Origin of the sequence: Synechococcus sp. UW140, from assembly GCF_900474295.1 — a bacterium.
Taxonomy (GTDB): Bacteria; Cyanobacteriota; Cyanobacteriia; order PCC-6307; family Cyanobiaceae; genus Synechococcus_C.
Map to the genome: position 1 here is coordinate 42,268 of NZ_UCOB01000006.1, position 26,587 is coordinate 68,854.

Genomic DNA, 26,587 nt, shown 5'->3' on the forward strand with positions numbered 1-26,587 from the left:
CCTAGCGGTGGCTGGAACGATGTGGCTGGCTTGCCTAGATTGGAACCCTCTCATCCGATCTGGGTGATCCGCCTCCGGAGTCTTCTGTGATCCTCGCGAGCAGCCCTCTCGCCGTGGCCGTGATCACGCTCATGATTGCGGCAGGGATGACGACGTTGGTCGTTCCCTTGGTGCGACGCCTGGGTCTGCAACTGGGGCTGATTGATCAACCCGATCCGCGTAAACAGCACTCCACCCCGATGGTGCGCCTGGGGGGTGTGGGCATGGTCTTTGGCTTCTGCGCTGCGTTGGCCGTTATCTGGGCCATTGGCGGGTTTGGCCTGCTAGCACCCGATCGCGACCAATTGATTTGGACGACGCTGGCTGGATCTCTCTGCTTTTTCTTCATCGGGCTGGCCGATGATTTGTTCGCTCTTTCCCCCTGGCCGCGCCTCGCAGGCCAGATCACCGTGGCCATGGTGGTGTGGTCCCAGGGGGTGCGCATCGGTGCGATTGACCTCCCCTGGCTGAGTGGGTCTGCCTCGGTCATCGTTTTGCCCGAACTGCTCAGCCTCGCTGCAACGGTGATCTGGCTGGTGGGAATTACCAATGCAATCAACTGGCTGGATGGCCTTGATGGTCTTGCTGCCGGAGTGGCCGGTATTGCAGCGGTTGGTCTGCTTTCGGTGAGTTTCTCGCTTAACCAGGCTGCAGCTGGCTTGCTGGCGGCGGCCCTGGCGGGATGCTGCTTCGGTTTCTTGCGCCACAACTTCAATCCAGCCCGCATCTTTATGGGCGATGGTGGCTCCTATTTCCTCGGCTTCACGCTGGCTGCCGTCAGCATCGTTGGCCCAGCCAAAGGGCTCACCACCGTCAGTCTTTTGCTGCCATTGCTGATCCTCTCTCTGCCCCTAGCGGATATGTCTGCCGTGATCATGGGGCGGCTGAGTGATGGCCATTCCCCCTTTTATCCCGATCGGCGCCACCTGCATCACCGCTTGTTACGTGCGGGGTTCAGTCATCGACGCACGGTTTTGCTCATCTACGTCTTCACGCAATGGTTGGCGGCTCTTGCGATGGTGGTGGCCAACGTTGAGCTCCGCTTTCTCTGGTTGGCTTTAGCGACGGCGATTTTGGTGGCCACCGTCGTGGTGATGCGTCGTCGTCAGATGGAAGAAACGGCTCGGAAGGCTGCACGCAGACGAGCTCATGCAGACAAGAACCTCGCAGCCTGTCATCACAACCATGGCTGAGGGTGCGGCTGATGCCGCAACGCGTCAGGGTGTCGAGCTGCTCTGCGTTGGCACTGAGTTGCTGTTGGGGAACATTCTCAATGGCAATGCCCGTTGGCTTGGCGAGCAGCTGGCTGGTCTGGGTCTGCCGCACTATCGCCAGTCCGTGCTGGGGGATAACCGCGACAGGGTGATTGCCTTCGTGCGCGAAGCGGCAACGCGCTCCAGGGTGCTGATTACCACCGGTGGTCTGGGACCGACACCCGACGATCTCACCACTGAGGCGATTGCCTCCGCGTTTGAGGTGCCGCTCGAGGAGCGTCCGGAGGTGTGGGCTGACATCACCGCCAAGGCTCGCAGTCGTGGTCGTGAACCGTCCCTCAGTACACGCCGTCAGGCTCTCCTCCCAAGGGGTGCCACGGTGTTGCCCAACCCCACTGGCACTGCACCAGGGATGATCTGGTCACCTCAGGAGCAGTTCACCCTGCTCACGTTTCCTGGGGTGCCGAGTGAAATGCGGGCCATGTGGACTGCCACCGCAGTTCCCTGGTTGGAGCAGGCTGGACTGGCTCAGGGGGTCTTCACCAGTCGCCTTCTGCATTTCTGGGGGATTGGTGAATCCAGCCTGGCTGAACAGATCGATGATTTGCTCGCAGGCACCAATCCCACCGTTGCGCCCTATGCCGGTGGCGGGGAGGTGATGCTGAGACTCACCGCCTGCGCGGACAACCCTGAAGCAGGACGAAGGCTTCTAGAGCCGTTGGAGGTGGAGCTACGTCGGCGCACCGGTGATCACTGTTTTGGGGTTGATGCCGACAGCCTCGCGTCAGTGGTCCTCCAATTGCTGCGCCAGCGAGGACAGACCGTTGCGGTGGCGGAGTCCTGCAGCGGCGGCGGTCTGGGGGCAGCACTGACAGCAGTCCCGGGCTCTTCCGAGGTTGTGCTCGGGGGGGTGATCGCCTATGCCAATGCGGTCAAGCAGTCGCTGTTGCGCGTTCCAGCAGAGCTGTTGACTCGCCATGGCGCCGTCAGTGACCCTGTGGCAGCGGCGATGGCTGAAGGAGTACGCCGCTGTACTGGGGCTGATTGGGGCCTAGGAATTACTGGGATTGCCGGCCCTGGTGGGGGCAGCGATGACAAGCCTGTGGGGTTGGTGCATATTGCTGTGGCTGGTCCGGATGGCTGTATCAGCAGTTCTTGCCGTTTTGGAGAGACGCGAGGTCGCGACTGGGTTCGTCGTCTCAGTGTTGGCGAAGCGCTTGATCGTCTGCGGCTGCGTCTCTTAATGCACTCTCCATCAGGCTGCGGCTTAGGGTGAACGGCTGATCACTTGGCCGGAATGAGCAGCGGCACGCTTTACGACAAGGTCTGGGATCTGCACAGCGTTGCGGATCTCCCCGGTGGACCCACCCAGCTGCTGATCGGATTGCACCTAATCCATGAGGTCACCAGCCCCCAGGCGTTTGCGGCTCTGGAGGACAAGGGCCTTCCCGTGCGGTGTCCGGACCGCACCGTGGCCACGGTGGATCACATTGTGCCGACCACGAGCCAGGCAAGGCCGTTCGCCGATTCCCTGGCGGAAGAGATGCTCAGCACCCTGGAGCGCAACTGCGCTCGCCATGGCATCACTCTGTATGGGCTTGGCAGCGGCCGCCAAGGGATTGTGCATGTGATTGCCCCGGAACTGGGCCTCACCCAGCCTGGGATGACGGTCGCCTGCGGTGACTCGCATACATCCACCCATGGCGCCTTCGGTGCTATCGCCTTCGGGATTGGCACCAGTCAGGTGCGTGATGTTTTGGCCAGCCAGAGCTTGGCGATGAACAAGCTCAAGGTGCGCCGTCTTTGGTTCGAGAACAGGCTCAGCCCTGGGGTTTTTGCCAAGGATCTGATCTTGCATGTGATTCGCACTCTCGGCGTCAAGGCTGGGGTGGGCCATGCGTATGAGTTCGCAGGGCCTGCGATCGAGGCTCTGTCGATGGAAGAGCGCATGACCCTCTGCAATATGGCCATCGAGGGTGGCGCCCGATGCGGGTACGTCAGCCCTGATCAAGTCACCTTCGACTACCTCGCTGGTCGGCCGGAGGCACCTGAGGGTGAAGCTTGGGATCGGGCAGTGCAGTGGTGGCGCTCTTTGGCTTCCGATGCTGATGCCCGCTTTGATGATGAGGTGCGGTTTGATGCCGCAGCGATCGCTCCGATCGTGACTTGGGGTATCACGCCAGGCCAGGGCATCGGTGTGGATGAGACGGTGCCCACCACCGAGCAAATGGATCCAGCCGATCGGCCGATTGCCGAGGAGGCCTACCGCTATATGGATCTGGCCCCGGGTTCTGCGATCGCTGGAGTACCCGTGGATGTCTGTTTTATTGGCAGTTGCACCAATGGCCGCTTAAGTGATCTCCAGGCCGCTGCCGATGTGGCTCGTGGTCGCCAAGTGGCTGACGGCATCAAGGCCTTTGTGGTGCCGGGCTCGGAACAGGTGGCCCGTGCGGCGGAAGCTGAGGGGCTCGATCAGGTGTTTCGCGCCGCCGGATTTGATTGGCGGGAGCCGGGATGTTCGATGTGCCTGGCCATGAATCCCGATCGGCTGGAAGGTCGTCAGATCAGTGCCAGTTCCAGTAACCGCAACTTCAAAGGACGACAAGGATCAGCCACTGGCCGCACCCTGCTGATGAGCCCGGCCATGGTTGCGGCAGCAGCTATCCATGGTGCGGTCACCGACGTGCGCAACCTTGCTCCCGCCGAGGGCTGAATGCATCCGCGCTGCATGTCTGTTGTTCGTTTCTTCGTTGTTTTTCCACGTCAGCCATGACCCAGTCCGGCCCTTTCCCCCAGGGAACGATCACCAGCGTCAATGGACGGGCCTTTGCCCTGCGTGGCGATGACATCGATACCGATCGGATCATTCCGGCCCGTTTTCTCAAATGCGTCAGTTTTGATGCCCTTGGCTCCCAGGCCTTCGCTGATGATCGTCAGGAGCTGGCTGGTGACCATCCCTTTGATCAGGCAGCGCATGTCGGAGCATCGATCCTTGTGGTGAATGGAAATTTCGGTTGCGGTTCGAGCCGGGAGCATGCTCCTCAGGCCTTGATGCGCTGGGGTATTCGTGCACTCGTGGGTGTGAGCTTTGCTGAGATCTTCCACGGCAACTGCCTGGCTCTTGGCATCCCTTGCGCCACGGCGAGCTCGGATCAGATCAAGCAGCTGCAGGCAGCAGTTTCAGCGGATGCCACTGCATCTTGGAGCCTGGATCTGCAGGCCTGTCAGTTCCGCAGTGAAGCGGCTGGAGAGTGGGGTGTTGGATTTGAGTCTGGAGCGCTCGAGATGTTGCTGAGCGGTCGCTGGGATGCCACCTCTCAGTTGGTGGCCCGCGATGCTGAGCTGAAGCAGACCATGGCTGCACTCCCCTATCTGAACGGCTTTTAAGTCGCCTGGGCTGCGGACACTTGCCTCAGTGTCTATGAATGAAGAAGAGGCATCCGGCTGATGGGCTTTCCGCTGTTCCCCACCTGTTATTCCCTGACTGGGTTGCTCGCTTTGAGTCTTGGCACGGTTGCCACCTTGCGGGCGGCGGAGCCGATTCCGATCCAGGTCGATCCGGTGGTGCGTCTTCAGTCCACAGGGGACTGTCGTGGGTGTGATCTGCGAGGGGTGGATTTGGGCGGTGCCCATTTGATTGGAGTGGATCTTCGTGATGCCGATCTGCGTGGTGCCCGCCTTGAAGGTGCCAATCTCGAGGGAGCGGACCTCAGTGGGGCTCGTCTGGATGGTGCCAATCTGCAAAGGGCCGTGCTCAGCAATGCTGAACTCACTGGAGCGGATCTGCGTCGCGCTGATCTGCGGGAGGCGGTGGTGATCAATGCCTATGCCCCTGGGGTGAAAACCGATGGCATGCAGTACGCCGGCTCGGACCTTACCGGTAGCCACTTGATTTATGGCGGTGGACCTGATTGAGCGGCTGAGAATGCAGCCTTGATCAGAACAGGCCGTTGTCGGTGTTGTTCAAGTTGGTCGGCGTGTAGGGAATAAATGGCACCCCGGTTCCGGTGAAGTTGAAGTCATGGAGGCGGAATCGGAAGCCGCCGATCCCTTCATAAGGGTTGTAGTAGAAACCGAAGTCGTAGGAACGTCGCTGCCAGCGCAGCTCAAGGTTGGAGTTGATCACGTTGCCGTAGTACGCCGAATTCGGGTTGACGTTCAGTGCCAGACCGGCGTTGATGATCAAGGGACCGGCCAGTTGCTGGGTGACACCCATGCCAATCGTGCCGAGGTCAACCGCCTGATCGAAATCAAACGGACTGGACCCCTGTTTGAGGGTGCCGCCACCGATTAGCGACACCTGGGTGTAATCCAGGAACGGTTTACTGAAGGTCCCAAGGGTCAGGGTGGGGCCACCACTTAGAGAGACGGTGTTCTGTTGGGTGCCGTTGCCGTAGGCCGCTAGCAGGGTGTTGACATTGCTGTTGAGCGTGATGCCAGGGACGATGGCGACTGGCGAATAGCGATAGGCGGCTTCAGGGGTGAGCGCTGCAGGTTGACCTCGCCAGAGCGGATAGCTGCTGTTGAGGGAGGCGTAGATATTGGCGCGCCACAGATCAGCAAGGTTTTCGCTCTCGAACGTTTCGGCCTGATAGTTGCCAACGCCCATGCGCCAGAGGAACGTGTTGGTGAGTTGGCCCCAGTTCCAGTCTCCTTTCTGTTCAGCGAATCCGCCAAAGGCTGAATACACGTCGGTTTGGCCAAGGGATCCATTCCATGTGCGGTAGCGGTAAGCCCCAAACATGCGTGTCTTTAAGTTGCCAACCACAGGCAGGTTGAAGCGGTTTTTCAGTTCTCCCCAATAGCGGCTTGCATTCGCGAAGTTGGCGGGGTTCAAGCTGCTGATGTCTGCGTTCAAGGATGTTTGCCATCCCCACAGCTGACCTGAGAGCTCGGCTTCAAGGCCAAAGGCATCACCTGCTGTGATCGCTTGCTCAACTTTGCCGCTGTCGACTGCACTGTCAGGAGCCACATAGCTGTCGGTCTGACCATCGATGGCCCGCTGCACCAGAAGCTGCGGTTGCAGATCCAACTGGTAGTCACTGCTGAGTTTGATCGGCTTGAGGTTGCGGCCGATGAAGAAGCCATCGCGGTCATCGTTGTCAATCCCCAGGACCCAGCGGTTATCCACTTCTTCTTGCTTCTGGATGCGTTGGGTGCGGCTGACGTTGATGGGTAGCCGCTCTTCAACGATCAGCCTGTTCCGGCGCGCCTTGATCAGGATGTCGCCGTTGGTCTCCTGTGTGGCGACCACGTCTTCGGCGTCAATGCGGGTCTGGGCAGGGGTGTAGGGATCGTTGGTGAAGCCCATGCGGTCAGCGGTCCAGCCTTCCGGTGTGAGGCGGATCTTGCTGGCTTGGATCCGCCAGCGGCTGATTTCACCTGTCACCAGCTGCGTGCGTCCGAGCTGTTTGAGTTGGGTGGGTTTCATGCCGCCGTAATCGTTTTCTTCCTCGATGGTTTGCTCGCGGGTCTCCTGCTTCCTCTGGCCTCCGCCGGGGATACCGAGACGCCGTTCGATCGTGAGGGATTGTTGGATCTGAATGCTGCTGATCCGTTGGTCAATTGCGGCAATGGCCCTGGCACGAAGAGCTTCTTGCTCCGATGGCGAGAGGCTGGAGTATCGGGTCTGTGCGATGGGCTCCGGCTGGCTGGAGGAGTGTCCTGCAGTGACCCGCGTACCCGAACCATCCAGTGTGATGGCCTCGAGCTCCTGGTTGAGGTTTTGAGAGGGCCTGCGGTTTGCGCGGTCTGGGTCGGGACAACCCAGTGGTGGTGGCACCTCGCTTTGTACTGCAGCAGAGCGATCTCGCCCCCAGCGGTAACGCGCACCGATGAGGTAGGCATTGCTGCCTTCTCGCACACCGCTGTAGGTGCCGAATGCGCCTGATCGGTGGTGAATGCGTCCTACCAGTGAGAGCTGTTTCGAGACTGCGGCCTCGAGCTCAATGCCGAGATAGTTGAGCAGCTCCGCGTAGTTTTCGCGGTAGGTGCGTTCATAGTTACTGGCTGCTGTGAAGTAACTGACGCCTTCCACCACTCCGAAGCTCAGCCAAGGCTGGAGCCAAAGTCGGGCCCCAATGCCGAGAATGCCTTCACCGAACTGTTGTCCAGGCGTGTCTGCGTAGGGAACCGCCTGATTAAATTCGCCGCCTGGCTGTTGATAGGCCTGGTGGCCGAAGAGATTGCCCTCGAGTTCGATCGCTAGGGGGCCGGCTTTCCAGATTCGTTTCTGCAGGGTCACACCGAGCAGATATTCCGGACGCATGCGTCCATTGAAGAGAAAGGTGTCGCCAAAGTTGGAGTCGATGCTTTGGCCACCCCAGGCTGTGGCCGCCCAGGGATGGGGATGCCATTGCGGAATCGGGGGGAGAACAGGTGGGCAGGCCATGCCCAGATGGGTTGCAGATTCGGCATGCACCGGCCCTGGAACGACCCAGTCACCAGAGCCAGGAAGCTCCTGCGTCCAGAACTCACCAGTGTCCCCTTGCGGGCTGATCCGTTCAGCGGTCCTGCCGGACAGCTCGATCTGCAACGCCGTTGGAAATCCCAGCCCCGAGCTCTCCAACACTGGCAGTGGTCGGATGGAACGAACGGCAGCAGCTTCTCCCGATGGGCTCGTGGGATTGAGGTCGATTGCGGCGCTGTCCAGATCGAGAACGCCATAGACGTCCTCAAGGATGCCTTCGTTCTGAATCAGGCTGAAGCGAAGCGTGCTGGCCTGGAAATATTGAGCTCCCCTGCGGTAGCGCACACTGCCTTGTGCGGCGAAGGTACTGAAATTTGAATCGAATTCAATCCTGTCAGCCTGAAGCAGCCCACCATTGATTTGGGCACTGACGTTGCCCTCGGCCACAAACAGGTCACGTTCGCCGTCGAACCTCTGCTGATCTGCTCGCAGCTGAATCTCAAGGGGCGGCGTCTTCGACGCTGTTGATTGACTGACTTGGCCAGTGCTTGATGGCCTGCGAATGTCTTCGCTTTGGGCAAGAGCCTTCTCTCCGCTCGTGAGTGCCAAAGCCGCAGACAGCCCAAGTGACCCGATCGCAATCAGTTGATGGCGGTGGGGCTTGGCGAATCGACCTGGCAAGCGATCTCTCCTGAGGCCGCTGATCTTGCCATGGTGAGATCGCTGGAATGATCTGGTGCTGACCAGTGCTGCGCGTGACCGACAGCCTGGATCAGATCAGCCAGAGTCAGTCTTCGAGATCCTTGCGGCTGGGTGTGCGGCTGGGATCGCTAGCCAAGAAGCCGAACACGAAGATCCCAAGGAAGAAGAAGACGACCGAGTACACGGAAATCTTGAGGGCAAGCATGGAGACCGACCGGCGTCTGGGACAGCGTCATCATCTTATGGGGCAATGTTTGCTAGACACGATGCAGAACCGTCTCCAGGCCCGGCGATCGGAGTGGATTGAAACGTTTCGCAGTCGCTCGCGCCTGGATCTGAAGCCGCAGTGGCGTCGAATGGAGGATCCAGGCCGGGGGCCTGCCCTTGATGACCCGTGGGGGCAAATGCACCGCCCTGACTGGGTGGAACGTGGTTTGTTGATCTGGCCAAGAGGGGGCCTCTGGCGCCGGCTCACGCTTCAACTGATCTGTCCGCAGGTCTGGCGCACTGGTGAACAGTGCCGTGAACGTTTGGTGCTCAGTTGGTGGGCTGATCAGGTGCGCCTTTGGGTGGATGGGGTGCTGGTGCACGAGGGAGACCTGTTTGATACGCGCTGCCGCTGGCCGCTCCCCTCGTCCTGGCGTCAGGGGACGCCGCTTGAGGTCCTGCTGGAATTGCGCAGTCCCTGTCATGACGATGGCGCGCTGATTACCAGTCAGGTGGTGCGTGAACCGCTGCGGCCTGCCCATGACGCAGCGCAGCTGCTTCTGCCCGAAGCGCTGGATTTGGCGCTGCCGTCCCTTGCGGACTTGCCTGAGGCGTTGTTGGAGCTGGATCCTCTGTCCTCTCAGGCGTCTGAGGCCGTTGCGGCTGTGCTTCTCAAGACTCCTGCCCCTGCTGGAGTGCTGCATTGGATTGGCCATGCACACCTTGACCTGGCCTGGCTCTGGCCAGTCGCGGATACCTGGCAAGCGGCGGAACGGACCTTCCGTTCGGCGCTTGATTTGATGGAGAGCTTCCCGGAATTGCGCTTTGCCCATTCCACACCCGCTCTCTATCAATGGATGGAGCGCTTTCGGCCGGCGTTGTGGGCACGGATTCGTGCGGCCAGCATGGCCGGGCGTTGGGAACCCATCAACGGCCCCTGGGTGGAGACTGATTGCGTGCTTGTCAGCACGGCATCTCTCTGGCAACAGTTCTGTCTCGGACAGGGATACAGCCGTCGGGCCTTCCCTGAATGGCGGCATCAACTGGCGTGGTTACCCGACAGCTTTGGCTTCGCAGCGGGTGTGCCGGCGGTGGCCGTGGCGGAGGGAGTGCGCTGGTTCTGCACCCATAAGCTCGCCTGGAATGCCAGTGAGCCCTTCCCCCATCGTCTGTTTCGTTGGCGTAGCCGCGGTGGTGCTGAGCTACTCGCCTTGATGCTGCCGCCGATCGGCACTGACGCCGATCCGGCTGCGATCCAGGCTGAACATCGAGCCTTTGGAGCTGCCACAGGCCTGAATCATGCGCTTTGGACACCAGGCGTGGGTGATCACGGCGGCGGCCCCACTGTGGAAATGCTCGAGCAGATGGAGCTATGGGATGGCCACCCCCAGGTGACGCATCGGTCTCCCTCCACGGTTCGCGACTTTTTAGCGGAGCTGGAACCGATGGCGGCGACGTTGCCGGTTTGGCGCGATGAGCTCTATCTCGATCTTCATCGGGGATGTTCCACTAGTCGACCGGATCAGAAACGCCACAATCGAAGCTTGGAGCGTCTGCTGCGGGAGGCGGATCTGACGGCGGCGCTGCTTCGCCGCCGCAGTGCGGATCGACCAGCTGCCTCGGCGGATTGGCGCACGCTGCTGTTCCATCAGTTCCATGACATCCTTCCTGGAACCTCCATACCGGAGGTGTTCGACCAGGCCGAATCGCTGTGGCGCCAGGGTCGCCGCCAGGCTTCAGCACAGCGTGATCAACATCTCGCCCAGCTACTGGGCGGTGGTGGCGTGGATGCCAAGGGCTGGGCATGGGTGGGCCTTCAGCCCTTGGCACGGTGGTCTCCGGTGCTGCGGTTGCCGCATGCAGGATGGGCTGCCATGGGGCAGCCATTGCCCATTCAGCCTGCGGTGTCTGGCGGTGCATGGGTGCAGCTGCCGGTGCTCCAGGGGGTGGCGGCGTTGCCATTGGAATGTCGAGTCACAGTCGATCCACCTCAAGGGGTTGTGCGGGGAGCTGTGCAGGTCGAATCCATCTCGACTGGAGGTTTTCGCCTGAGCAACGGCCGCTTGTCTGCGGAAGTCGGTGCGCAAGGAGTGCATCAGCTTTGGGATGGTGCCGGCGTGCCGCAGTTGCTGGGGCCAATCGCGTTGCGACGTTTTCGAGATCAGGGCGAGTTCTGGGATGCCTGGGATCTTGCATCTGATTACCGCGATCATCCGTTGCCTGTGGAGTGGGAATCGGCCTCGTTTCAACTGGTTGAGGCGGGCCCCCTGGTGGCACGGGTGCTGGTGCGTGCTCGTGCCGGTCACAGTCGGATTCGGCTTGATTGTCAGCTCAGGGCGGACAGCCCCTGGCTGGAGCTCATCTGCAGTGTGCACTGGAAGCAGACCCATGAGTTGCTCAGACTGGAGATCCCCTTGGCGCAGTCCGCTGTGCGCTGGGCGGCGGACACCAGTGGCGGAGTGATCGAACGCCCCGCCAGGCTGTGCACCCCTCAAGAGCGGGTGCGATGGGAAGTGCCAGTGATTTCATGGTGTGCAAGCGAGGCTGCGGCCCCAGGAGGTGGCTTGGCGCTACTCCTTGATGGCCCTCAGGGGGTGGATGCCGAGCCGGGGCGGTTGGGTGTCTCACTGCTACGAGGCCCGACCTGGCCTGACCCTGGTGCGGACCGTGGCTGGCATCGCCAGCGCGTGGCACTGATGCCAACGCCTGCAGGCTGGTGCAGGGATGGCATCCCTCAGGCGGCGATCGCTTTTCGCGAACCGGGCTGGTGTCGGCCCTCATCACTGGCCGATCCGACTGTCTTGCTGCCGTCGCTCCCAGTCGGACTGGTGCCTGTGGCCGTCTTGACTCCACTCGATCGGGCGGAGGGCGACCCTTCCAGATTGACGCTCAGAGTGCACAACCCTGGCGCCCGCCGCCAAACCTGGTGCCCGCAAGGCTGGAATGTGATGCGACGGCACGAGGAGCCGGCTGGCTCGGTCACCCTCAGGCCAGGCGAACTGGTGGAACTGGAGCTTTCGCCTGCCGATGAGAACGTTGAGCCGGCGAATCAGTCTTCGTGATCATCAAAGGGATCGTCCAGTTTTTTGGACGGTGGTCCGAAGGCGGTGTAGACCCCGAACCCGGTTAGGCCGAGCAATACAGCCAGTACGCCAATGGCAACGGATAGGGCTGGTGAAGAGGTTTCCATCACATCTCTCGACAGGTTCGGCCTGAATCAGGGCCATGACCTTTACAGTACCGAGACTTAACCTCACCCGAGACCCAAGCGCTGCCATGGCTCAACGCACTCGTCTGGGAGATCTCCTCCGTCCCCTGAACTCCGAGTACGGCAAGGTGGTGCCGGGATGGGGAACGACACCGGTGATGGGCATTTTTATGTCCCTTTTCCTTGTCTTCCTGCTCGTGATCTTGCAGCTGTACAACAAGTCCCTGATCCTTGAGGGCATCAACGTCAACTGGAACGGCCTCGGCTGAAGCTGATTCATGAACGTTTTCGGGGTCGGCCTTCCTGAGATGGCCGTGATTGGTGCTGTGGCCCTGCTTGTGTTTGGGCCAAAACGCCTTCCCGAGCTGGGTCGCACCCTTGGTAAAACGCTCAAGGGATTCCAGTCGGCGTCCAAGGAATTTGAACGCGAGATCAACAAAGCCATGGCTGAGCCTGAGGTCATAGCCTCAGATTCTTCAGAATCGTCTGGCGACACCGGATTGTCTCAGTCCCAGTCCCAGTCCAGTGAGGACGGTGCTGATGTGGTTCAGTCCTCCTTGCCACCGTCGTCAGAGGGGTGATGCAAAGCGGTGATCTCCGCTTAGTGGTGGGGCTCGGAAATCCGGGGAAGCGTTATGCCGGCACGCGGCACAACGTTGGTTTCATGGCTCTGGAAACCTGGGCTCAGCGCGAGAACGTACGCTTCCGCACCATGACCAAACTCCAGGGGGAGTTGGCGGAGGTGGGGCTAGGCAGTAACCGACTGCGGCTACTCATGCCTCAGACCTACATGAATGAGAGCGGACGATCGATTCGTGCCGCTCTCGATTGGTTTGATCTCTCTGTCGATCAGGTGCTTGTCCTAGTGGATGACATGGATCTGCCTCTGGGACGATTGCGCCTGCGTGCCAAGGGCAGTGCTGGAGGCCACAACGGTTTGAAAAGCACGATTCAGCATCTCGGCACTCAGGATTTTGCTCGTCTTCGGATCGGGATCGGAGCTCCCGGTCGCTCGGCGGAGGAGCGGCGGGCCCGCACCGTATCTCACGTTCTTGGCAGCTTTCATCAGGCGGAACAGACCCTGCTTGACGAGGTGCTTGAGGAGGTTTTGCGTGGTCTCGTTCTGATTCAGAAGCAGGGGCTCGATCGCGCTGGCAATCATCTCAATGGCTTGCAGCTTGCAACGGAGGAGCAGGGATGACGCCACTTCCTGTGACGAATGCCCATCTGAGAGTTCTGCGTCAGAGCTTTCAGGAGAAGTGCCTAGAGGGAGAGGTGAGTGCCGGAGGATTCTCCTGGCAGTTCTGCTGGTCTTTCGATCGTGGAGAACTGACGGTTGAACCCTCGCTTGGAAGGGCCTTGATTCAGGACGCGTTGCTGCGCTTTTTGGTCAAGGCTGACTATCACCTTGAAGCAGGAGGTGATTACACCTTCACCGTTCGGTCACGTTTCTGAAGCCAGGGCCTCTTGATGGTGGCCTTGGCCACTCGAGCTGCTGGCCAATGTGATCCTCCAGGAGAACAAGGGCTGCAATGGCATCCAGTTCGCATGGTGGAAGACGCAGGCCATGCGGCAGCAGTCGCCTCCATCCTCGAGCTGGCCAGATCTGCCAGTACCGATCCCTTGCTCTGAGGGTTGTACCGGCCTCGTTCACCCGCACGATGGGGGCCAGATGCTGCAGCTGCTGATCCAAGCCGCTGCTGGATGTTCCGTTGCCAAGCACCAGAGAGGAGAGGTGCCTGCGTTGGTGCCATTGATTGAGCTGCTCAACGGTCTGCTCCGTTGCCATGACGAGAGCATCGAGGACATGCCCTCTGGTGCAATCCGCCAGAACTAGGCCGCATTTGCTTCGACCAGGGTCGATGGCGACGACAAGACCGCTGCACGGATTAGCGGCGGTCATTGCTTCTGGGCTGGGGGATCTCTCCCGTCGGTTCAATGGTCACCATCACAGGATCTGCAGTGTCGCTGCGACGCAATGCCAGCACGCGAAGCTCGACTCTTGAGGGGGCACGACTGAGCAGTGTGCTGCCGAGCTGATTGAGGGCGTTTGCGTCGAACTGCAGGCCCTGCACGAGCGATCCTTGCCGCTGGGCTTCGGCCAGAGCCGATGCGAGCAGCAGGTTGAGGCGGTTGCGAATCGCTTCAGCGTCGGTTTCCGATCGCTCCAAGGCCGTACGGGCGAGCACTGCATCTCGTTCGACCACAGTGGTGTTGGGCCGCACCTCAGGGAAGGCGTAAACAACTTTTTCGCCCAAAAGCACATTGGCTGCCGAGCGAATGTTCACCACCCAGGTGCCCGGTTTTTTGATGGTGGATTCCACGCCTTCAATGTCGTTGCGGGGAACAAGGAGGATCTGGCGATCAGGACTCTCGCCAGGCAGCACTCGTTGATAGGCCTGTTGATTGGCTTCTCGTAGCAGCTGATCGATCACTTGCTTCGCCTGTCCAGGATTGTCGAGGCGAAGGGTCGCGGTAGCCAGGGGCTGGCCGCTGCTGAGAACCACGTTGCCAAGGCGCAGGGCTAGGCGTTGTTTCTCGAGTTCCCGCAGTTCTGCTTCCCCTTTGCTGATGCGCTCACGCACATCGTCCAGTTCTTGTTCTGTGCGTTGGATTTCGGCATCACGAGCCTGCACATCGCGACTGAGGCGCTGACGTTCGGCTTCCAGTTTCTGTCGCTGCTGTTGCAGGGGCACCAGAGTCTTTCGCAGCGCATCCGCTTTGGCCTGGGCGGTGGCGAGTTCTTGACGGGCCCGTTGTCGTTCCGCCTGGGCTTGTTTCACTTCCCTGGTCGCTCCAGCCTGAGCATCACGACTGCGCTCCAGTTCCTGGCGACTTGAGCGCAATTTCTCTTGTAATGCATTCAGTTCGAACAGTCCTACGCGCAGCTGTCTGCTGACCAGCAGCATCAATCCCAGTGACAGTGCGGAAATCAGGCTGCCGGTCAACACTGTGATCACAACGGCAGTGCTGCGCGGCCTCAGGCCCAGCAGGCTCAGGCGTGCTTTGCCGACACGTGAGCCAAGACGATCGCCCAGGGTGGCGAGCACGCCACCAAGTACGAGCAGAGTGAGAATCAGCAGCCAGCCGGTCAACGTTCCGTAGTGGTTGGGGGGTGACCTTGCCAACCGACAGTCATTCTCACCCTTTGAATCCCTAGCTGAATTTCTTCGCTAGGGCGATTGGATCGAGCACAGTGATCTTTTTGCGGTCGATCTCAACCAGTCCTGAATTGCGCAGATCGCCCAGCAAGCGTGTGATCGTTACCCGTGTGGAGCCAATGGCTTCGGCGATCGCCTGATGCGATAGGCGTAGGTCGATGGTGATACCGCGATCGCTGGGAACACCAAAATCACGGCAGAGAACGAGCAAGAAGCTGACCAGGCGGGAGGACATGTCCCGATGGGTCAATGTCTCGATCATGGTCTCCGTTTGAAGGATGCGGCTGGAAAGCCCCTGCAGTAGCAGCAGGCCGACGCCAGAGTCGGCTTCGATCGCCTGGCGGACTGACCCGGCTGGAGCGGTGATCATTTCCACCCTGGTGAAGGCGACTGAGTGATAAAACCGGTCGGAGCGATGGCCAGTCAGCAGGGAAAGGACGCCAAACAGGCTGTTTTCCCTTAGCAGTGCCACCGTGATCTCTTCGCCAGACTCATAGACCCGTGAGAGGCGCACTGCACCGCGGCGGATCAGATACACACGTTCGGCAGGATCGCCCGGGAAGAAAATTGTTTTGCCCCGCTCAACCATTTCCGTGGAGGCGCCATCAAGGCCACGGATCACGTCCATCAAAGTGCGTGGCTTCTGCTCGGAGGCGTTGGCGAGGTTCACCGGCCCTGTAAGTGGAGAGACGGTACGGCTGAAACCGTGCATGACTCCAGGCATGAAGACACTGCTGATCTCCAGAAGTTAAGGATGAACTTTGTCGACTCGTGTAGCAACAGGTACGGAATTCAGCGCTCGTCCAGAGCCAGTCGTTGTGCTGCCATCAATTGGGTCAGGCCCGGTTCGGCAAGGTCGAGCAGCTGATTGAGCTGTTGCCGGCTGAAGGACGCACCTTCCGCTGTGCCTTGAATCTCTAACAGATTGCCGCTGCTAGCCATCACCACGTTCATGTCCACATCCGCTCGGCAGTCTTCGCTGTAGTCGAGGTCGAGAAGGCCGTCGCCTGCGATGAGGCCGACGGAAACGGCGGCCACTTGTTGGGTGATGGGCTGTCGCTGCACCAGCCCTGTCTCCACAAGTTTGTTGCAGGCATGTTGAAGGGCGACCCAGGCCCCTGTGATCGATGCGGTACGGGTTCCGGCATCAGCCTGAATCACGTCGCAATCGATCAGCAGCGTGTTTTCCCCAAGCGCTTCCATGTCGATGCAGGCGCGCAAGCTGCGACCGATCAGGCGCTGAATCTCCTGGGTGCGGCCCGAGAGTTTCATCAGCTCTCGCTTCTGGCGTTCAGGGGTCGACCCTGGCAACAGGCGGTATTCCGCGCTCAACCAGCCTTTCCCCTCCCCTTTTCGCCAGCGGGGTACACCCTCCTGGTGGCAGATGCTGCAAAGCACGGCGGTCTCTCCGGTGTGGACAATCAGCGAACTGAGGGCAAAGCCCATCGGATCCCAACTAATCGAGAACGGGCGCAGATCAGCGGCTGTGCGGCCACCGGCACGCTCGGTGTTGCCGCCATGGCTGGTAGGGGCTGTCATGGCCAGAGCCTGGGGAGAGAGGGGTGGCTTGAGCCTGGCAGGTGGCCAGTTCGCTACCTGCGTCTTGTGTGGGCAGGGCGAGAGGCACGCTCCGCACCTTTACACCAGGGATGGTGTCAGAGTGCTTGTAAACCTGGCCAGCGGCGCTAGGTTTGAATTCAGCGGGATACTCCCGGACGCGCGAGAACTTGATGACAGCGAGCCTCAGCACTAGCCATCGTCCCGGTGATTCCCGATTGGCGGATCATCGGACTCTGGAGCGTGCAGGGCTGCATCCGCTGCCTTTGCCCGCGCCGCGGCCACCCTTGCATCTGGTTTCGCCAGAAGGAGAGCTGCAAGTCCACACCGCTCCTTATCGCGGCAGTTTTGCCACTGTTCTCAGTCAGGCGCTTCGCTCAGCTGGCCTCGGCAGTCGCGTCATGGTGGTGCAATTTCTCAAGGGTGGTGTGGCCCAGGGCCCGGAGCGTCGCCTCACACTCTGTGGTCGGCTGCAGTGGCTTCGCCCTGATTTGGCTTGCTGCCTGGCCGATCCGGCTGCCGATCAGAGCCCGGATGTCAGGGCCGCTGTGGAGGCCCTATGGGTCGAGTGTCGGCAGCGTCTGCTCGCGGGCGATCTTGATCATCTGGTGCTGGATGAGTTGGGTCTTGCAGTTGCTTTGGGTTATCTGGATGAACAGGAGGTTCGCAGCACGCTTGACCAGCGGCCGGGTTCTATGGATGTAATCGTTACGGGCCCATCCATTCCAGACTCCTTGATGGACATGGCCGATCAGGTCACCGAATTGCGTCGAGGTTTCTAATGCTCAAGAACGATCGCTGGATCACTGAGCAGGCTTCTGGCGGCATGCTTGAGCCGTTTCAGTCAGGGTTGGTGCGCCATCTCGACCCTGAACAGCGGCAGAGTCCTGTGCTCAGTTTTGGCTGTTCCTCCTATGGCTATGACCTTCGTCTCTCGCCCCAGGAATTTCTGATCTTTAAGCATGTGCCTGGCACGGTGATGAACCCCAAGCGGTTCAACCCAGCCAATCTTGAGCCGACTGAGCTTCATCACGACGAAGACGGCGCCTATTTCATCCTTCCGGCTCATTCCTATGGCCTTGGTGTTGCCCTCGAAAAGATGAAGGTGCCGCCGAATATCACGGTGATTTGCCTTGGAAAGAGCACCTATGCCCGGCTCGGCATCATCGTGAATACCACTCCTGCAGAAGCCAGTTGGGAGGGGCATCTCACCCTTGAATTCAGCAATAGTTCCGGAGCGGATTGCCGCATTTATGCCAACGAAGGCATCTGTCAGCTGTTGTTCTTTGAAGGTGATCCCTGCGACACCACCTACAGCGATCGGCAGGGCAAGTATCAGCACCAGCCTGAGAGGGTGACGTTGGCAAAGGTCTGAAGGCTCTCCCCTTCAGGGAGCCAGTCTGGCCTTGTGTAATCGGGTTTTTTCGTACCAGGCCCCGAACTCCGGAGCCCATTGCTGCAAGTGTGGCCACATCAGGTCGCACAACTCACGGATTTCTTGCTGGGCATCGAGCTTGGCTCTCAGATCCATGAAGTGAAGGAAAGCCCGAAGACTGAAGCTCACAACAAAGTGCTGGCGGTAGTCGAAGGGAAGGATTCCACGGGCATGCTCTTCGGCAAATCCGCTCTGAAGCAGGTCGCGATAGCGCTCAGCTCCCTGGCGACAGAGTTGGAGATCCTGTGCTCGTTGCTCCTCGCTGTAGGCATATTTCTTGCCTTGCCGATCGCTGTAGGTACCTAAGGGACGTAGGTAGAACACTTCCTCGAGGTCGAGTTCGCCGTTGGCTGCACGGCAGATTCGATCGCCGGTGTAGCGCATGGATTGGACGTCGAAACTCACTCCTACCCGGTGGGTCCGGGCCTGCTGCATCACTGAATGGGGAAACCAACCCACGTTCAGCACGATCTGGGCATGTTCGAGTGGGCCGTAATGGCCACGTTCCCCAGCGAGGAGCCGTTTCACACAAACTTCTCCAGCACGGCGTTCATCCGGCCACTGGTCTCTATCCCCGGCCACGAAGCCTTCGCTGTAGTCCTGATGCATGCCGGCATACACACACTGCTGGGGGTTGGGTGTGGCGGCGATCAAGTCGACCCGGAAGCGAGGATCCATAGCGGATGGGAATGAAATGAACGGGTCTTGGCCGATCATGGCCGTTTCTTTCAGCCGTGGCTGCGAGGCCCGGCACTGCCGGATGTGGCTGTAGCAATTGAATCGACAGGTTCTAGGGCGCTAATGCTGCCGATACCCGAGAACTGCGGTAGGGGCGTTCCTTCGATCAGTGCTGTGCTGAGTGCTTCAAGTTCGGCGGGTGTGCGCACACCAAGCGATCTGCCGCGTAGCTCCCCATCGGCGTCGAACAGATTCAGCTGAGGAATGCCGTTGACCTCATAGCGCTCAATCAAGTCCTGCCATTGGGGGTTGTCGATATTGATCAGCACCACATCCATCCGTCCGCTGGTGCGTCGTTCGGTGTCCAGCATCGCTGGTGCCATCTCCCGGCAGGCCTCGCACCAGTCGGCATAAAACTCGAGCATGGTTGGAGTTTGATTGCTCAGAGCCACTTCCGGCGCAAGTGATCGACGTGCGAGTTGATCCATCGGTGATTCCGCCGACATGCCATTGCGCAGCAAAAAGAGCATCACCGCCAACACCACCGCGCTGATCACAAGCAGGATCTTTTGTAGTGCGCTCAGGCTCGCGGACGCGGACTGACCGGTCATGCCGAACTTCAGAGACGGACGTCACTCTGGCAGGCTCTCGTGAACGGCGTTGCTAGCGTTTGATCAAGCGCGACTGCCGATGCCGCTGCTGAGATTTTTGCTGCTGCCTTTTCGAGCACCATTGGTGCTGCTCCTGTTCGGGGTGGCGACGGTGATGGGCCACCACTGGACAGTGTTCCAACAGGGGCTCATTCAAGGGGAAGGCCTGGATCCTCAGATCTATTGGACGGTGGAGGTGGTCCAGTCTCTGGTGGTGGTGATCATTTGCACCATGCCGGATTTGCTGCTTCGTCAAATCTCGATGCTGATGGCCTCTAGCAGGGTCTTTAGCCTGGTGGTCACCTTGCTCTTGGTGATTACAGGTGGTTTGTATGTCTTGCAGCTGAAGTTGCTGGCTGATGTGCTGATTCTTGCCTCAGCTGTGCTTTTGGCTCGTTTGGATCTCACCCGAATCAGGGTGGTGCCGCCGCCTGTCGTGATGGCTTTCTGGATGGCGATGATTGTGCTGGCTGGGATCTGGCTGGGCCATTCCTTGCCGAGCCCGCTATGGCCATTGGCGGTTCCAGCGTCGATCAGTCTCTGAAACAGATAGCCCCCTAGGTCAATCGTTTGCGCTTTCAGCGTGTCGTGGTGAGCAGGGGGCCTGGTTGCTCTGCAGGTATGCCCAGAGGTTGCCCAGCACTTTTTTGGTGTAGATCCTCGTTTCCGGGTAGGGGATTCGTTCACTCCAGAGTTCCGGGTCCTGCTCTAGCTCGTCGCTGCGCCAACCTCCGGCGGCTCCTGGACCGGCGTTGTAGCTCGCCACCGTGAGCCAGGGGTTGCCTTGCCACTGGTGCAACAGTTGGCCTAAGTAGCGGGCTCCGAGTCTGGAGTTGACCTTCGGATCCTTCAGCTCCTTGTCATTGAGACTGCGTCCGGCCAATTCGGTTGCTGTGGCGGGCATCAGCTGCATTAACCCTTGGGCACCCACAACCGAACGCACCCCGGGTGAATAGCGGGATTCCTGTTTGGCGATTGCTCGCAGTAGGGCTTCATGCACGTTCTCTTTGTGGGCCGCCGCCGCAAAGACAGCGGTGAACGGACGGGGATGTTGGAGATGATGCAGGTTCCAGCGCATGTTGCAGCTTTCACCCACGAGACGCAGGCTCGTGCGCCAAAGAGTGTCGAGCCCACCCCAGTGATCTCCGACAGCGAGGCGAAGTCGCCCTGTCGTGATCATCTCCGGGTGATCGGGTGCAGGGCTAAGTGATGTGGGATCCAGCCGGCTGGCATGACGGCTGCGCCAGCTTTCCCAGGCCTCCTTCGCCATGCCCAGTCGCCATAGGTTGTTGACTAGGGCGTCGTCGCTCTTGAGAGGGCGCCAGTTCAAGCTCGGAGGGCTTGTGTCTCGATCACCAGAGTTCAACTTGGCCTCAGCAGCTTGATTCAGACCGGGAAGCGTGTCTTGCCCAAGCCGGGCTGAGGCTCGCCACGTGTAGTACCCCGGAGGATGCTGTTTCAGCAGCGTTTGCCATTGGCGTTTGGCCTCCGCAGCACGCCCTTGCTTGGCAAGGCTGAGCCCGAGCCAAAAGCGCTGCCGTGCTGCTAGCGGTTCCGGCAGCACGGTGGTGGCCAATGCCTGCAGCCAGCCTTCTGCCTGCTGCCAACGACCAGCCAAGAGTTCCGCTCGTGCCAGGTCCCACTGCAGCTGCCAACTGGCTGGATGCTTCGGCCATCGTTGGAAGACAGAGGCAGCTTTGCGCTTCCCCAGGCGCACCTCCGCGGTAGCGATATCGGCGGACTGATCGCGCAACGATTGCGGCAGTTGGGCTAGCAGCGTTGCCTTCGGGTACAAGGGCTCGCTCAGGAGGCGTGCCGCCTCGAGGCCAGTGGCACCAACAGGATTGGCACTGCTATGGGTCAGTGCCACCAGTAAGCGTTCCCCCTTGGACTGCTGTTCTTGCGTGCCGTGCAGCAAGGCTCGGCCGATGCTCAGGGCAGTGGCGGGTTGAGGGGGTGCTCCCTGCAGGCAGTCGAGGCTTGCCTGTCCATCCCCGAGGGTCGCCAGGGCCCTGGCCAGTAACTGACGCTCGTCGTTGCTGGGGGCGGCGGCAGTGGTGCTCAAGAGGCAGGCCTCACGGATGACCCCCCCGGCGCCATGGTGGCCTGGGCCCCAGCGGGCTAGATGGAGCGCCTGCTTGGTTTCCACAGCACGTTCAAGGCTGGCGGGATGGGCTGGATGCTGCTTCAGCAGGTGTTGTGTGAGGTCAGGGTTTGTCCTGGAGAGGTGATAGGCAGCATCCGCACTGAGCGGGCTGTCAGGGAAAAGCAGCACCAGTGCCTGCCAGCGAGACTTGGCGCGATCAAGGTCGCCTAGTTGGCTTGCCGTACTGGCTTGTTGTTGCAGGACAGCGGCGGCAATCGGTGCCGATCCCCAGGCCTGTCCATGCAGCAACCGTTGCCGGCGCCTTTGAGAGTCTTGATCGGCGCTCGCTAGCAGCAAGGCGGCTTCGCGCCGTTGGCCGGGATCCCATGACCATCGGTAGTGCTTCCAAAGCATTGCCTCGCTGGCGGCAGGGGTGAGCACGGTGTGCTGGTGTCGCAGCAGCTGCTGACCGGCCAGGATCAGCCCCACGCTGCCGATCACTGTGCCGCCGAGTAGCAGCAGGCCGCGGGAAGTACGCTCAGTCAAACCGCCGGCGCGAACTGCTGGCATTCTGTTGCTGAGGCATGACCTCTGGCATGGCGAGGGTGAAGCGAGAGTCGCATCCGGGAGAGTTCCAGCGCCGACGGATTGCACTGGCATGGTTGCTCTTGCTTTTGATTTGGGGCGGGCGATGGATCTGGCCTCTGCTGTGGCTACCCGGCTGGGTGGTGGTGCTCATCGCTGTCTGGGCAGTGCTGGAGCTGGCGGGATTGCTGCTGGCCGCGAAGCGCTGGCGGTGAGACGCCTGGAAGCGGCTTAATCTCCAGCTCTCTCAACTGCGACCTGATGGCCGACCACGCCACTCCGCCCCTGGGGATGCCCCACCATCCCTCCCAGGCGGCCTTCGGCACTGATGGTCTGCGTGGACGGGTAGGTTCTGCGATCACGCCCGCGTTGGCCCTTCAGGTGGGCTATTGGTGCGGCCGCGTGTTCCCGCGGCAGGGTCCGGTGCTGATTGGCATGGATTCACGCTGCAGTGGCTCCATGGTGGTGTCGGCGCTCACGGCCGGTCTCACCGCTGCGGGGCGTGAGGTTTGGACCTTGGGACTGTGCGCTACCCCGGCGGTGCCCCACTTGATCCGTCGATGCGGTGCCGCCGGTGGCTTGATGGTGTCTGCCAGCCATAACCCGCCACATGACAATGGCATCAAGGTGTTTGGTGCGGATGGCAACAAGGTGCGCCCTGAGTTGCAGCAGGCGATCGAGTCTGGGCTGCGTGGTGCGTCAGCCGCCTCCGCTCCAGCCGAGGTGGAGCCGGCCTGTGCACCCGCCCATCACCGCCCGGAACTGCTCCAGCATTACCGGGATGGTTTGCTGGCCAGCGTGCCTGGCCAGGGACTCAAGGGGGTGAAGCTGGTGCTGGATCTCTGTTGGGGATCGGCCACGGCCCTCGGTGCGGAGGTGTTTCAGGCTCTTGGTGCCGATCTCGCGGTGCTGCACGGAGAACCGGATGGCACCCGCATCAATGTTGGTTGCGGCTCCACCCATCTCGAACCCTTGCGGGAAGCGGTGATGACAAGTGGTGCCGCCATGGGCTTTGCCTTCGATGGCGATGCTGACCGCATGTTGGCTGTGGATGGTCAGGGTCGGGTGGTTGATGGAGACCACGTGCTCTATCTCTGGGGATCGGCACTGCAGGATCAGGCGGCTCTGCCTGATCAGCTTCTCGTTGCCACAGTGATGTCAAACCTTGGCTTCGAACGGGCCTGGCAGGCGCGAGGCGGTGTCCTCCAACGCACTGCTGTGGGCGATCAGCACGTGCATGCGGCGATGGTGAGCTCTGGCGCCGCCCTTGGCGGTGAGCAATCGGGCCACATCCTCTCGTCGGCCCATGGTCTGGCAGGCGATGGGGTGCTCACCGCTCTTCAGATCGCCAACCTCTGCCAGCAGCGGGAGCTCAGCCTGGCCGAGTTATTGGATCAAAGTTTCCAGCCTTATCCCCAAAAGTTGGTGAACGTGCGGGTGCCTGATCTGAGCCGGCGCAAACATTGGGATCGCTGTGAGCCTTTGCATGCGCTCGTGCGTGAAGCAGAGGAAGCGATGGCTGATCAGGGGCGTGTTTTGGTGCGGGCCAGCGGCACCGAACCCCTGTTGAGAGTGATGGTTGAGGCGGCAGAGCAAGCCAGTGTGGACCTCTGGACTGAGCGTCTTGCCGTTGCTGCTGATCAGCATCTCAATGCGGCCTGAGTAGCCCTAGGGCCAGGCTCAGAGCACCGTCGCAGGCGTCACCGGCGCTACTAACCCATTGCCAGTGGGGCAGCTTGGCCGTGAGGTGTTGCTCCACCAGGTTGCGGAGCAAACGAAGATGGGTAATCGCGCCTCCCTGGGCACTGATCGATGCCGAGGGAAGGTCTAAAGCTTTGGCGACCGCAGCCACAGCTTCTGCCAACGCCATGGCCGAGTGATCGAGCACTTGAAGGGCCTGTTTGTCGCCGGCCTGGGCCTCAGCTTCCACCAGCGGGGCTAAGCGGGCTATGGCAGCCACGCCCATCTCCTGGCCTGCTGCCAGTGTTTTGATCGCTTCGGGGCTGCTGCACCCCAGAGCTGTCCAGAGTTGGTCCAATAATCGAGTCTTGGGTAAACGACCATCGGCCATGCGCAGGCTCAGCTGTAGGCCCTGATGGCCGATGTCATAGGCCGATCCGGCGCCGTCGAGCCGCCAGCCCCAGCCTCCGCTGCGGTGTTCTCGCCCCTCGGCATTGCGGCCAAGGCAAATCATGCCGGTGCCGCTGATCAGCACAATCCCGGCTTCTTGAGGAAAGGCGGCATGCAGGGCCGTGCGTTCGTCGCCGTTCACAAGGGCCAAGGCCGGGTCGAGTTGGAGGGCTTGGCAGAGCAACGCATGCCCGCGTTGTTGCAGGGCCGTGCCCTGTTCGATGCCGCTGGCGCCAACGACGGCTGCCTTGATCGGGGTGGTTTGGGGCAGGGCTGCTTCTGTGAGGGCAGCGTTCAGGCTGGAGCGAATCGCGGCTTGGAAGGCGGCTTCGCCACCTTCGGCAGCGAGGTGGCAGACCCCACTCCCCTCGCCTTCGCCGACGATTGATCCAGCACCTGCATCGGCCCCTGGTTCAGGGTTGGAGAGCCAGCGTTGCAGGCGGCAGCGGGTGTGGGTTTGACCGGCATCGAATCCGGCGATCAGCATGGTTGTTCCCTTGCGTCGATGAGGTTTGTTTCGTCAGTGGTGGTGAAGGGTTGGGCCAGGGTGGCGAGGCAGAACAAGCCAACGATCTGCACTTCCGGCCGAAAGAAGATCGTGTCTGTGGCGCCTTGCACCACCAAGCCAGCAATAGCGGCAAGGCTCGCCAGCCGAGGCAAGTTCAGCAGCCCTTCACCTCCGAGCCCGATGAGGCCGCGGCGCAGACTGCTCATAAGCAAACCAAGGCTGGCGATGAGGCCTGGGATTCCTGTTTCTACCAGGATCTCGAGAGGTACTGAGTAGGCGCTGAGGGCATTGAATCGTGGCTGCTGATAGAGGGGGTAGATGCTGTTGAAGGCGTTATTGCCAGGGCCGATGCCCAGCCAAGGTCGGTCTTGAACCATTGCGATCGAGGCCATCCAGACGTTGATCCGGAAGTTGTTGGAGCTATCGCCACGACCTGCCAGCAGGCTGGCGACGCGGGTGCGAATTGGTTCCACCTGGGTTGCGGCTACGGCAGTTAGGGCGATTGCCAGCATGAGCAGGCCAAGAGGAAGGAGCCGCCGCCAGAGCGGCGGCCAATGGCGGATCCCCCGCAGCAGCAGGAGCAGCAGCACAAGGCCGAGGGCCGCCACCATTCCCAGCCAGCCGCCGCGGCTGTAGCTGAACAGCGTCGCGCCCGTTCCCAGAATTAGGGAAGTGCCGGCGAACAGCCGTTGCCCCCAGGTGCGCCAACGCAGCAGTGCCACCAGGGCGATGGGCAGGATCGGCACCAGATAACCCGCCAGCAAATTGGGATTGCCGAGGGGGCCATAGATGCGAATCGTGCCTTCGGCAACGGAATTGGGATCAGCCCAGCCGGCGAGTTCTTCGGTCGGTCCGTACAGCTGACGCAGGGCCAGCACACTGCTGAGCAAACTGCCGCTGAGCAGCGCTGCCACGAGACGATCCCACCAGATCGGACGCTCGTGCAGGAGTTGGCGCATCAGGGCATAGACCCCGAGATAGCTGAGGAGCTTGATCAGGCCCTTTGCCGCAGCGATTGGCACAGGCGAAAACCCTGTGGTCAGAATGGCAATGGCCAGGTAGAGCAGCATCCAGCCGCTGATCGCACCAAGTCGACCCGGTGGGGTGATGAGGGCCAAGAGCAGCCACAGGGCACCACAGGCCATCATCACCAGGCTGAGACCTGTGCGGCTGATCACGGGCAAAGTGGCCAGCAGAGCCATCAGCACCAGGCAGGCTGTGGCCTGCAGGCGCTTCTGTTGGCCGCTCGAGCAGGGGAGCCATCCCTGCCAGCGCAGCAATAACGGAGGTGTGGCAACCGCATCAGCCATCACGGGGAGGGTGTGGTGTCCGCTGAATTATCAACCCGTTCCCAGGATTGTTCGAGTTCTGCAACGGATGGCAGTGGCGTGTTGTTGCGGCGGTACAACACCCGGTACACCGGCAGCTGCTGCTCCAACACGTAACGCTCTCGTTCTGTCGGCACGGGTAGAGGATTGTCCCCTCGCCAGGGACGGGTGTCCTCCTTGGGGCGAGCAAAGCATCCACTCAGTTCGGTGAGAGCCACCATCGGCTTGATCACCTCGAGGACATCGCTCTGGATGAACAGTTCGCGGCCCTGCTGGAGTGTGGAGGCGATGGCGAGCAGCAGGGAGGGTTGTAGCACCCGCCGTTTCTGGTGCCGTTTCTTGAACCACGGGTCCGGGAATTGAATCGACACGCGCTGGAGACGATCGGGCGGTAGCGCTTCCATCCAGCCCTCCACGCTCACGTTGGCGTTGCAGAAGAGGAAATGGAGGTTGTGCAGCTCCCTGGTCTCCCGATCGCGTTGGGCTGCATCCACAAGGGGCCTGCGGATTTCGACGCCAAGGTGATTCCAGTGTGGCTGGGTTTCCGCCAGGGCTAGCAAGAACTGGCCCCTGGCAGAGCCGATGTCCAGGTGGATGGGTCGGCTCGGATCGTCAAACAGCGCATCGGGCCCGGGCAGCTCCCGGGGCAGCTGGAAAAACCGGCTGAGGGGATTGACGTGCTGGCGCAAG

At 60.8% G+C, this 26,587-nt stretch carries 28 protein-coding genes; 15 read left to right on the forward strand and 13 right to left on the reverse strand.

What is annotated here, in order from left to right:
* Positions 1–86 precede the first annotated feature (86 nt).
* From DXY10_RS02480 to DXY10_RS02500, 5 genes are read left to right on the forward strand one after another with little or no spacing between them, the layout of a single operon-like run.
* Positions 87–1,232 carry an MraY family glycosyltransferase gene (locus tag DXY10_RS02480; RefSeq protein ID WP_115015788.1) on the forward strand — a complete coding sequence of 382 codons (1,146 nt, stop codon included), beginning with the start codon at positions 87–89 and terminating at the stop codon, positions 1,230–1,232.
* Complete coding sequence (locus DXY10_RS02485; RefSeq protein WP_115015790.1) at positions 1,225–2,529, forward strand: competence/damage-inducible protein A; 1,305 nt, start codon at positions 1,225–1,227, stop codon at positions 2,527–2,529. Before DXY10_RS02480 ends, DXY10_RS02485 begins: the two co-directional genes overlap by 8 nt.
* Before the next feature lie 21 nt (positions 2,530–2,550).
* On the forward strand, positions 2,551–3,966 hold the full coding sequence (gene leuC, locus DXY10_RS02490; protein ID WP_115015793.1) for a 3-isopropylmalate dehydratase large subunit: 1,416 nt from the start codon (positions 2,551–2,553) through the stop codon (positions 3,964–3,966).
* A gap of 56 nt (positions 3,967–4,022) precedes the next feature.
* Complete coding sequence (locus DXY10_RS02495) at positions 4,023–4,640, forward strand: 3-isopropylmalate dehydratase small subunit 2 (protein WP_115015796.1); 618 nt, start codon at positions 4,023–4,025, stop codon at positions 4,638–4,640.
* Between the two features lie 60 nt (positions 4,641–4,700).
* Positions 4,701–5,168 carry a pentapeptide repeat-containing protein gene (locus tag DXY10_RS02500; protein WP_115015797.1) on the forward strand — a complete coding sequence of 156 codons (468 nt, stop codon included), beginning with the start codon at positions 4,701–4,703 and terminating at the stop codon, positions 5,166–5,168.
* Positions 5,169–5,190: 22 nt separating this feature from the next.
* Here the strand turns inward: DXY10_RS02500 and DXY10_RS02505 are convergent, their stop codons facing one another.
* Both DXY10_RS02505 and DXY10_RS02510 read right to left on the reverse strand, forming a co-directional pair.
* Positions 5,191–8,271, reverse strand: a complete 3,081-nt coding sequence (locus DXY10_RS02505; RefSeq protein WP_371411110.1) for a DUF3769 domain-containing protein — start codon at positions 8,269–8,271, stop codon at positions 5,191–5,193.
* A 178-nt stretch (positions 8,272–8,449) separates the two neighbouring features.
* The gene (locus DXY10_RS02510) at positions 8,450–8,569 is read right to left on the reverse strand and encodes a photosystem II reaction center protein I (protein ID WP_006042333.1); all 120 of its coding nucleotides are present in this window, start codon (positions 8,567–8,569) and stop codon (positions 8,450–8,452) included.
* A gap of 61 nt (positions 8,570–8,630) precedes the next feature.
* Between DXY10_RS02510 and DXY10_RS02515 the strand changes: the two genes are divergently transcribed.
* Positions 8,631–11,633: an alpha-mannosidase gene (locus DXY10_RS02515; protein ID WP_115015803.1), complete on the forward strand. Its 3,003-nt coding sequence runs from the start codon at positions 8,631–8,633 to the stop codon at positions 11,631–11,633.
* On the opposite strand, the gene psbN is transcribed toward DXY10_RS02515, so the two are convergent.
* Entirely contained in the window at positions 11,621–11,761 is a 141-nt protein-coding gene (gene psbN, locus DXY10_RS02520; RefSeq protein WP_115015806.1) for a photosystem II reaction center protein PsbN, read from the reverse strand. The two genes, DXY10_RS02515 and psbN, sit on opposite strands and share 13 nt — an antisense overlap.
* Before the next feature lie 86 nt (positions 11,762–11,847).
* On the opposite strand from psbN, the gene psbH reads away from it, so the two are divergent.
* Genes psbH through DXY10_RS02540 form a run of 4 tightly spaced genes read left to right on the forward strand, consistent with a single transcriptional unit; the run spans position 11,848 to position 13,234 of the window.
* Positions 11,848–12,048 carry a photosystem II reaction center phosphoprotein PsbH gene (psbH, locus tag DXY10_RS02525; RefSeq protein ID WP_115015809.1) on the forward strand — a complete coding sequence of 67 codons (201 nt, stop codon included), beginning with the start codon at positions 11,848–11,850 and terminating at the stop codon, positions 12,046–12,048.
* Positions 12,049–12,057: 9 nt separating this feature from the next.
* Positions 12,058–12,360 (forward strand): TatA/E family twin arginine-targeting protein translocase, encoded by a 303-nt coding sequence (locus DXY10_RS02530; protein ID WP_115015811.1) that lies wholly within the window; start codon positions 12,058–12,060, stop codon positions 12,358–12,360.
* On the forward strand, positions 12,360–12,980 hold the full coding sequence (gene pth, locus DXY10_RS02535) for an aminoacyl-tRNA hydrolase (RefSeq protein WP_115015813.1): 621 nt from the start codon (positions 12,360–12,362) through the stop codon (positions 12,978–12,980). The genes DXY10_RS02530 and pth overlap by 1 nt, the downstream gene beginning before the upstream one ends.
* Positions 12,977–13,234 carry a DUF3146 family protein gene (locus DXY10_RS02540; protein WP_115015815.1) on the forward strand — a complete coding sequence of 86 codons (258 nt, stop codon included), beginning with the start codon at positions 12,977–12,979 and terminating at the stop codon, positions 13,232–13,234. The genes pth and DXY10_RS02540 overlap by 4 nt, the downstream gene beginning before the upstream one ends.
* Here the strand turns inward: DXY10_RS02540 and DXY10_RS02545 are convergent.
* The 4 genes from DXY10_RS02545 to rph all read right to left on the reverse strand — a co-directional run bounded on the left by DXY10_RS02545 (position 13,212) and on the right by rph (position 16,479).
* Positions 13,212–13,682 carry a resolvase gene (locus tag DXY10_RS02545; protein ID WP_115015817.1) on the reverse strand — a complete coding sequence of 157 codons (471 nt, stop codon included), beginning with the start codon at positions 13,680–13,682 and terminating at the stop codon, positions 13,212–13,214. The two genes, DXY10_RS02540 and DXY10_RS02545, sit on opposite strands and share 23 nt — an antisense overlap.
* The gene (locus DXY10_RS02550) at positions 13,669–14,874 is read right to left on the reverse strand and encodes a DUF3084 domain-containing protein (protein WP_115015820.1); all 1,206 of its coding nucleotides are present in this window, start codon (positions 14,872–14,874) and stop codon (positions 13,669–13,671) included. Before DXY10_RS02550 ends, DXY10_RS02545 begins: the two co-directional genes overlap by 14 nt.
* A gap of 61 nt (positions 14,875–14,935) precedes the next feature.
* Positions 14,936–15,664: a global nitrogen regulator NtcA gene (ntcA, locus tag DXY10_RS02555; protein WP_115015822.1), complete on the reverse strand. Its 729-nt coding sequence runs from the start codon at positions 15,662–15,664 to the stop codon at positions 14,936–14,938.
* A gap of 68 nt (positions 15,665–15,732) precedes the next feature.
* Positions 15,733–16,479 carry a ribonuclease PH gene (gene rph / locus DXY10_RS02560; protein ID WP_115015824.1) on the reverse strand — a complete coding sequence of 249 codons (747 nt, stop codon included), beginning with the start codon at positions 16,477–16,479 and terminating at the stop codon, positions 15,733–15,735.
* Positions 16,480–16,670: 191 nt separating this feature from the next.
* On the opposite strand from rph, the gene DXY10_RS02570 reads away from it, so the two are divergent.
* Both DXY10_RS02570 and dcd read left to right on the forward strand, forming a co-directional pair.
* Positions 16,671–17,279, forward strand: coding sequence for a cob(I)yrinic acid a,c-diamide adenosyltransferase (locus DXY10_RS02570; RefSeq protein WP_115015830.1), 609 nt, complete (start codon positions 16,671–16,673; stop codon positions 17,277–17,279).
* Complete coding sequence (dcd, locus tag DXY10_RS02575) at positions 17,279–17,872, forward strand: dCTP deaminase (RefSeq protein WP_115015831.1); 594 nt, start codon at positions 17,279–17,281, stop codon at positions 17,870–17,872. Before DXY10_RS02570 ends, dcd begins: the two co-directional genes overlap by 1 nt.
* Before the next feature lie 12 nt (positions 17,873–17,884).
* Here dcd and thyX read toward each other — a convergent pair whose 3' ends face one another.
* The gene (gene thyX / locus DXY10_RS02580; RefSeq protein WP_115015834.1) at positions 17,885–18,610 is read right to left on the reverse strand and encodes an FAD-dependent thymidylate synthase; all 726 of its coding nucleotides are present in this window, start codon (positions 18,608–18,610) and stop codon (positions 17,885–17,887) included.
* 50 nt (positions 18,611–18,660) lie between these two features.
* Positions 18,661–19,221 (reverse strand): thioredoxin domain-containing protein, encoded by a 561-nt coding sequence (locus tag DXY10_RS02585; protein ID WP_115015837.1) that lies wholly within the window; start codon positions 19,219–19,221, stop codon positions 18,661–18,663.
* A gap of 79 nt (positions 19,222–19,300) precedes the next feature.
* Here DXY10_RS02585 and DXY10_RS02590 point away from each other — a divergent pair, with 79 nt between their 5' ends.
* Positions 19,301–19,804, forward strand: coding sequence for a hypothetical protein (locus tag DXY10_RS02590; RefSeq protein WP_115015840.1), 504 nt, complete (start codon positions 19,301–19,303; stop codon positions 19,802–19,804).
* Between the two features lie 18 nt (positions 19,805–19,822).
* Here the strand turns inward: DXY10_RS02590 and DXY10_RS02595 are convergent, their stop codons facing one another.
* A complete protein-coding gene (locus tag DXY10_RS02595) occupies positions 19,823–21,916 on the reverse strand; it encodes a lytic transglycosylase domain-containing protein (RefSeq protein WP_115015842.1) in 2,094 nt (697 codons plus the stop codon).
* A 14-nt stretch (positions 21,917–21,930) separates the two neighbouring features.
* On the opposite strand from DXY10_RS02595, the gene DXY10_RS02600 reads away from it, so the two are divergent.
* Positions 21,931–22,146: a hypothetical protein gene (locus DXY10_RS02600; RefSeq protein WP_244281897.1), complete on the forward strand. Its 216-nt coding sequence runs from the start codon at positions 21,931–21,933 to the stop codon at positions 22,144–22,146.
* A 46-nt stretch (positions 22,147–22,192) separates the two neighbouring features.
* Positions 22,193–23,593, forward strand: a complete 1,401-nt coding sequence (gene glmM / locus DXY10_RS02605; RefSeq protein ID WP_115015845.1) for a phosphoglucosamine mutase — start codon at positions 22,193–22,195, stop codon at positions 23,591–23,593.
* Here the strand turns inward: glmM and DXY10_RS02610 are convergent.
* The 3 genes from DXY10_RS02610 to trmB are packed head-to-tail and all read right to left on the reverse strand — an operon-like array spanning position 23,580 to position 26,586.
* Positions 23,580–24,548, reverse strand: coding sequence for a BadF/BadG/BcrA/BcrD ATPase family protein (locus DXY10_RS02610; protein WP_115015847.1), 969 nt, complete (start codon positions 24,546–24,548; stop codon positions 23,580–23,582). The two genes, glmM and DXY10_RS02610, sit on opposite strands and share 14 nt — an antisense overlap.
* A complete protein-coding gene (locus tag DXY10_RS02615) occupies positions 24,542–25,879 on the reverse strand; it encodes an IctB family putative bicarbonate transporter (RefSeq protein ID WP_115015850.1) in 1,338 nt (445 codons plus the stop codon). The genes DXY10_RS02610 and DXY10_RS02615 overlap by 7 nt, the downstream gene beginning before the upstream one ends.
* Positions 25,879–26,586, reverse strand: a complete 708-nt coding sequence (gene trmB, locus DXY10_RS02620) for a tRNA (guanosine(46)-N7)-methyltransferase TrmB (protein WP_115015852.1) — start codon at positions 26,584–26,586, stop codon at positions 25,879–25,881. Before trmB ends, DXY10_RS02615 begins: the two co-directional genes overlap by 1 nt.
* Position 26,587: the final 1 nt, after the last annotated feature.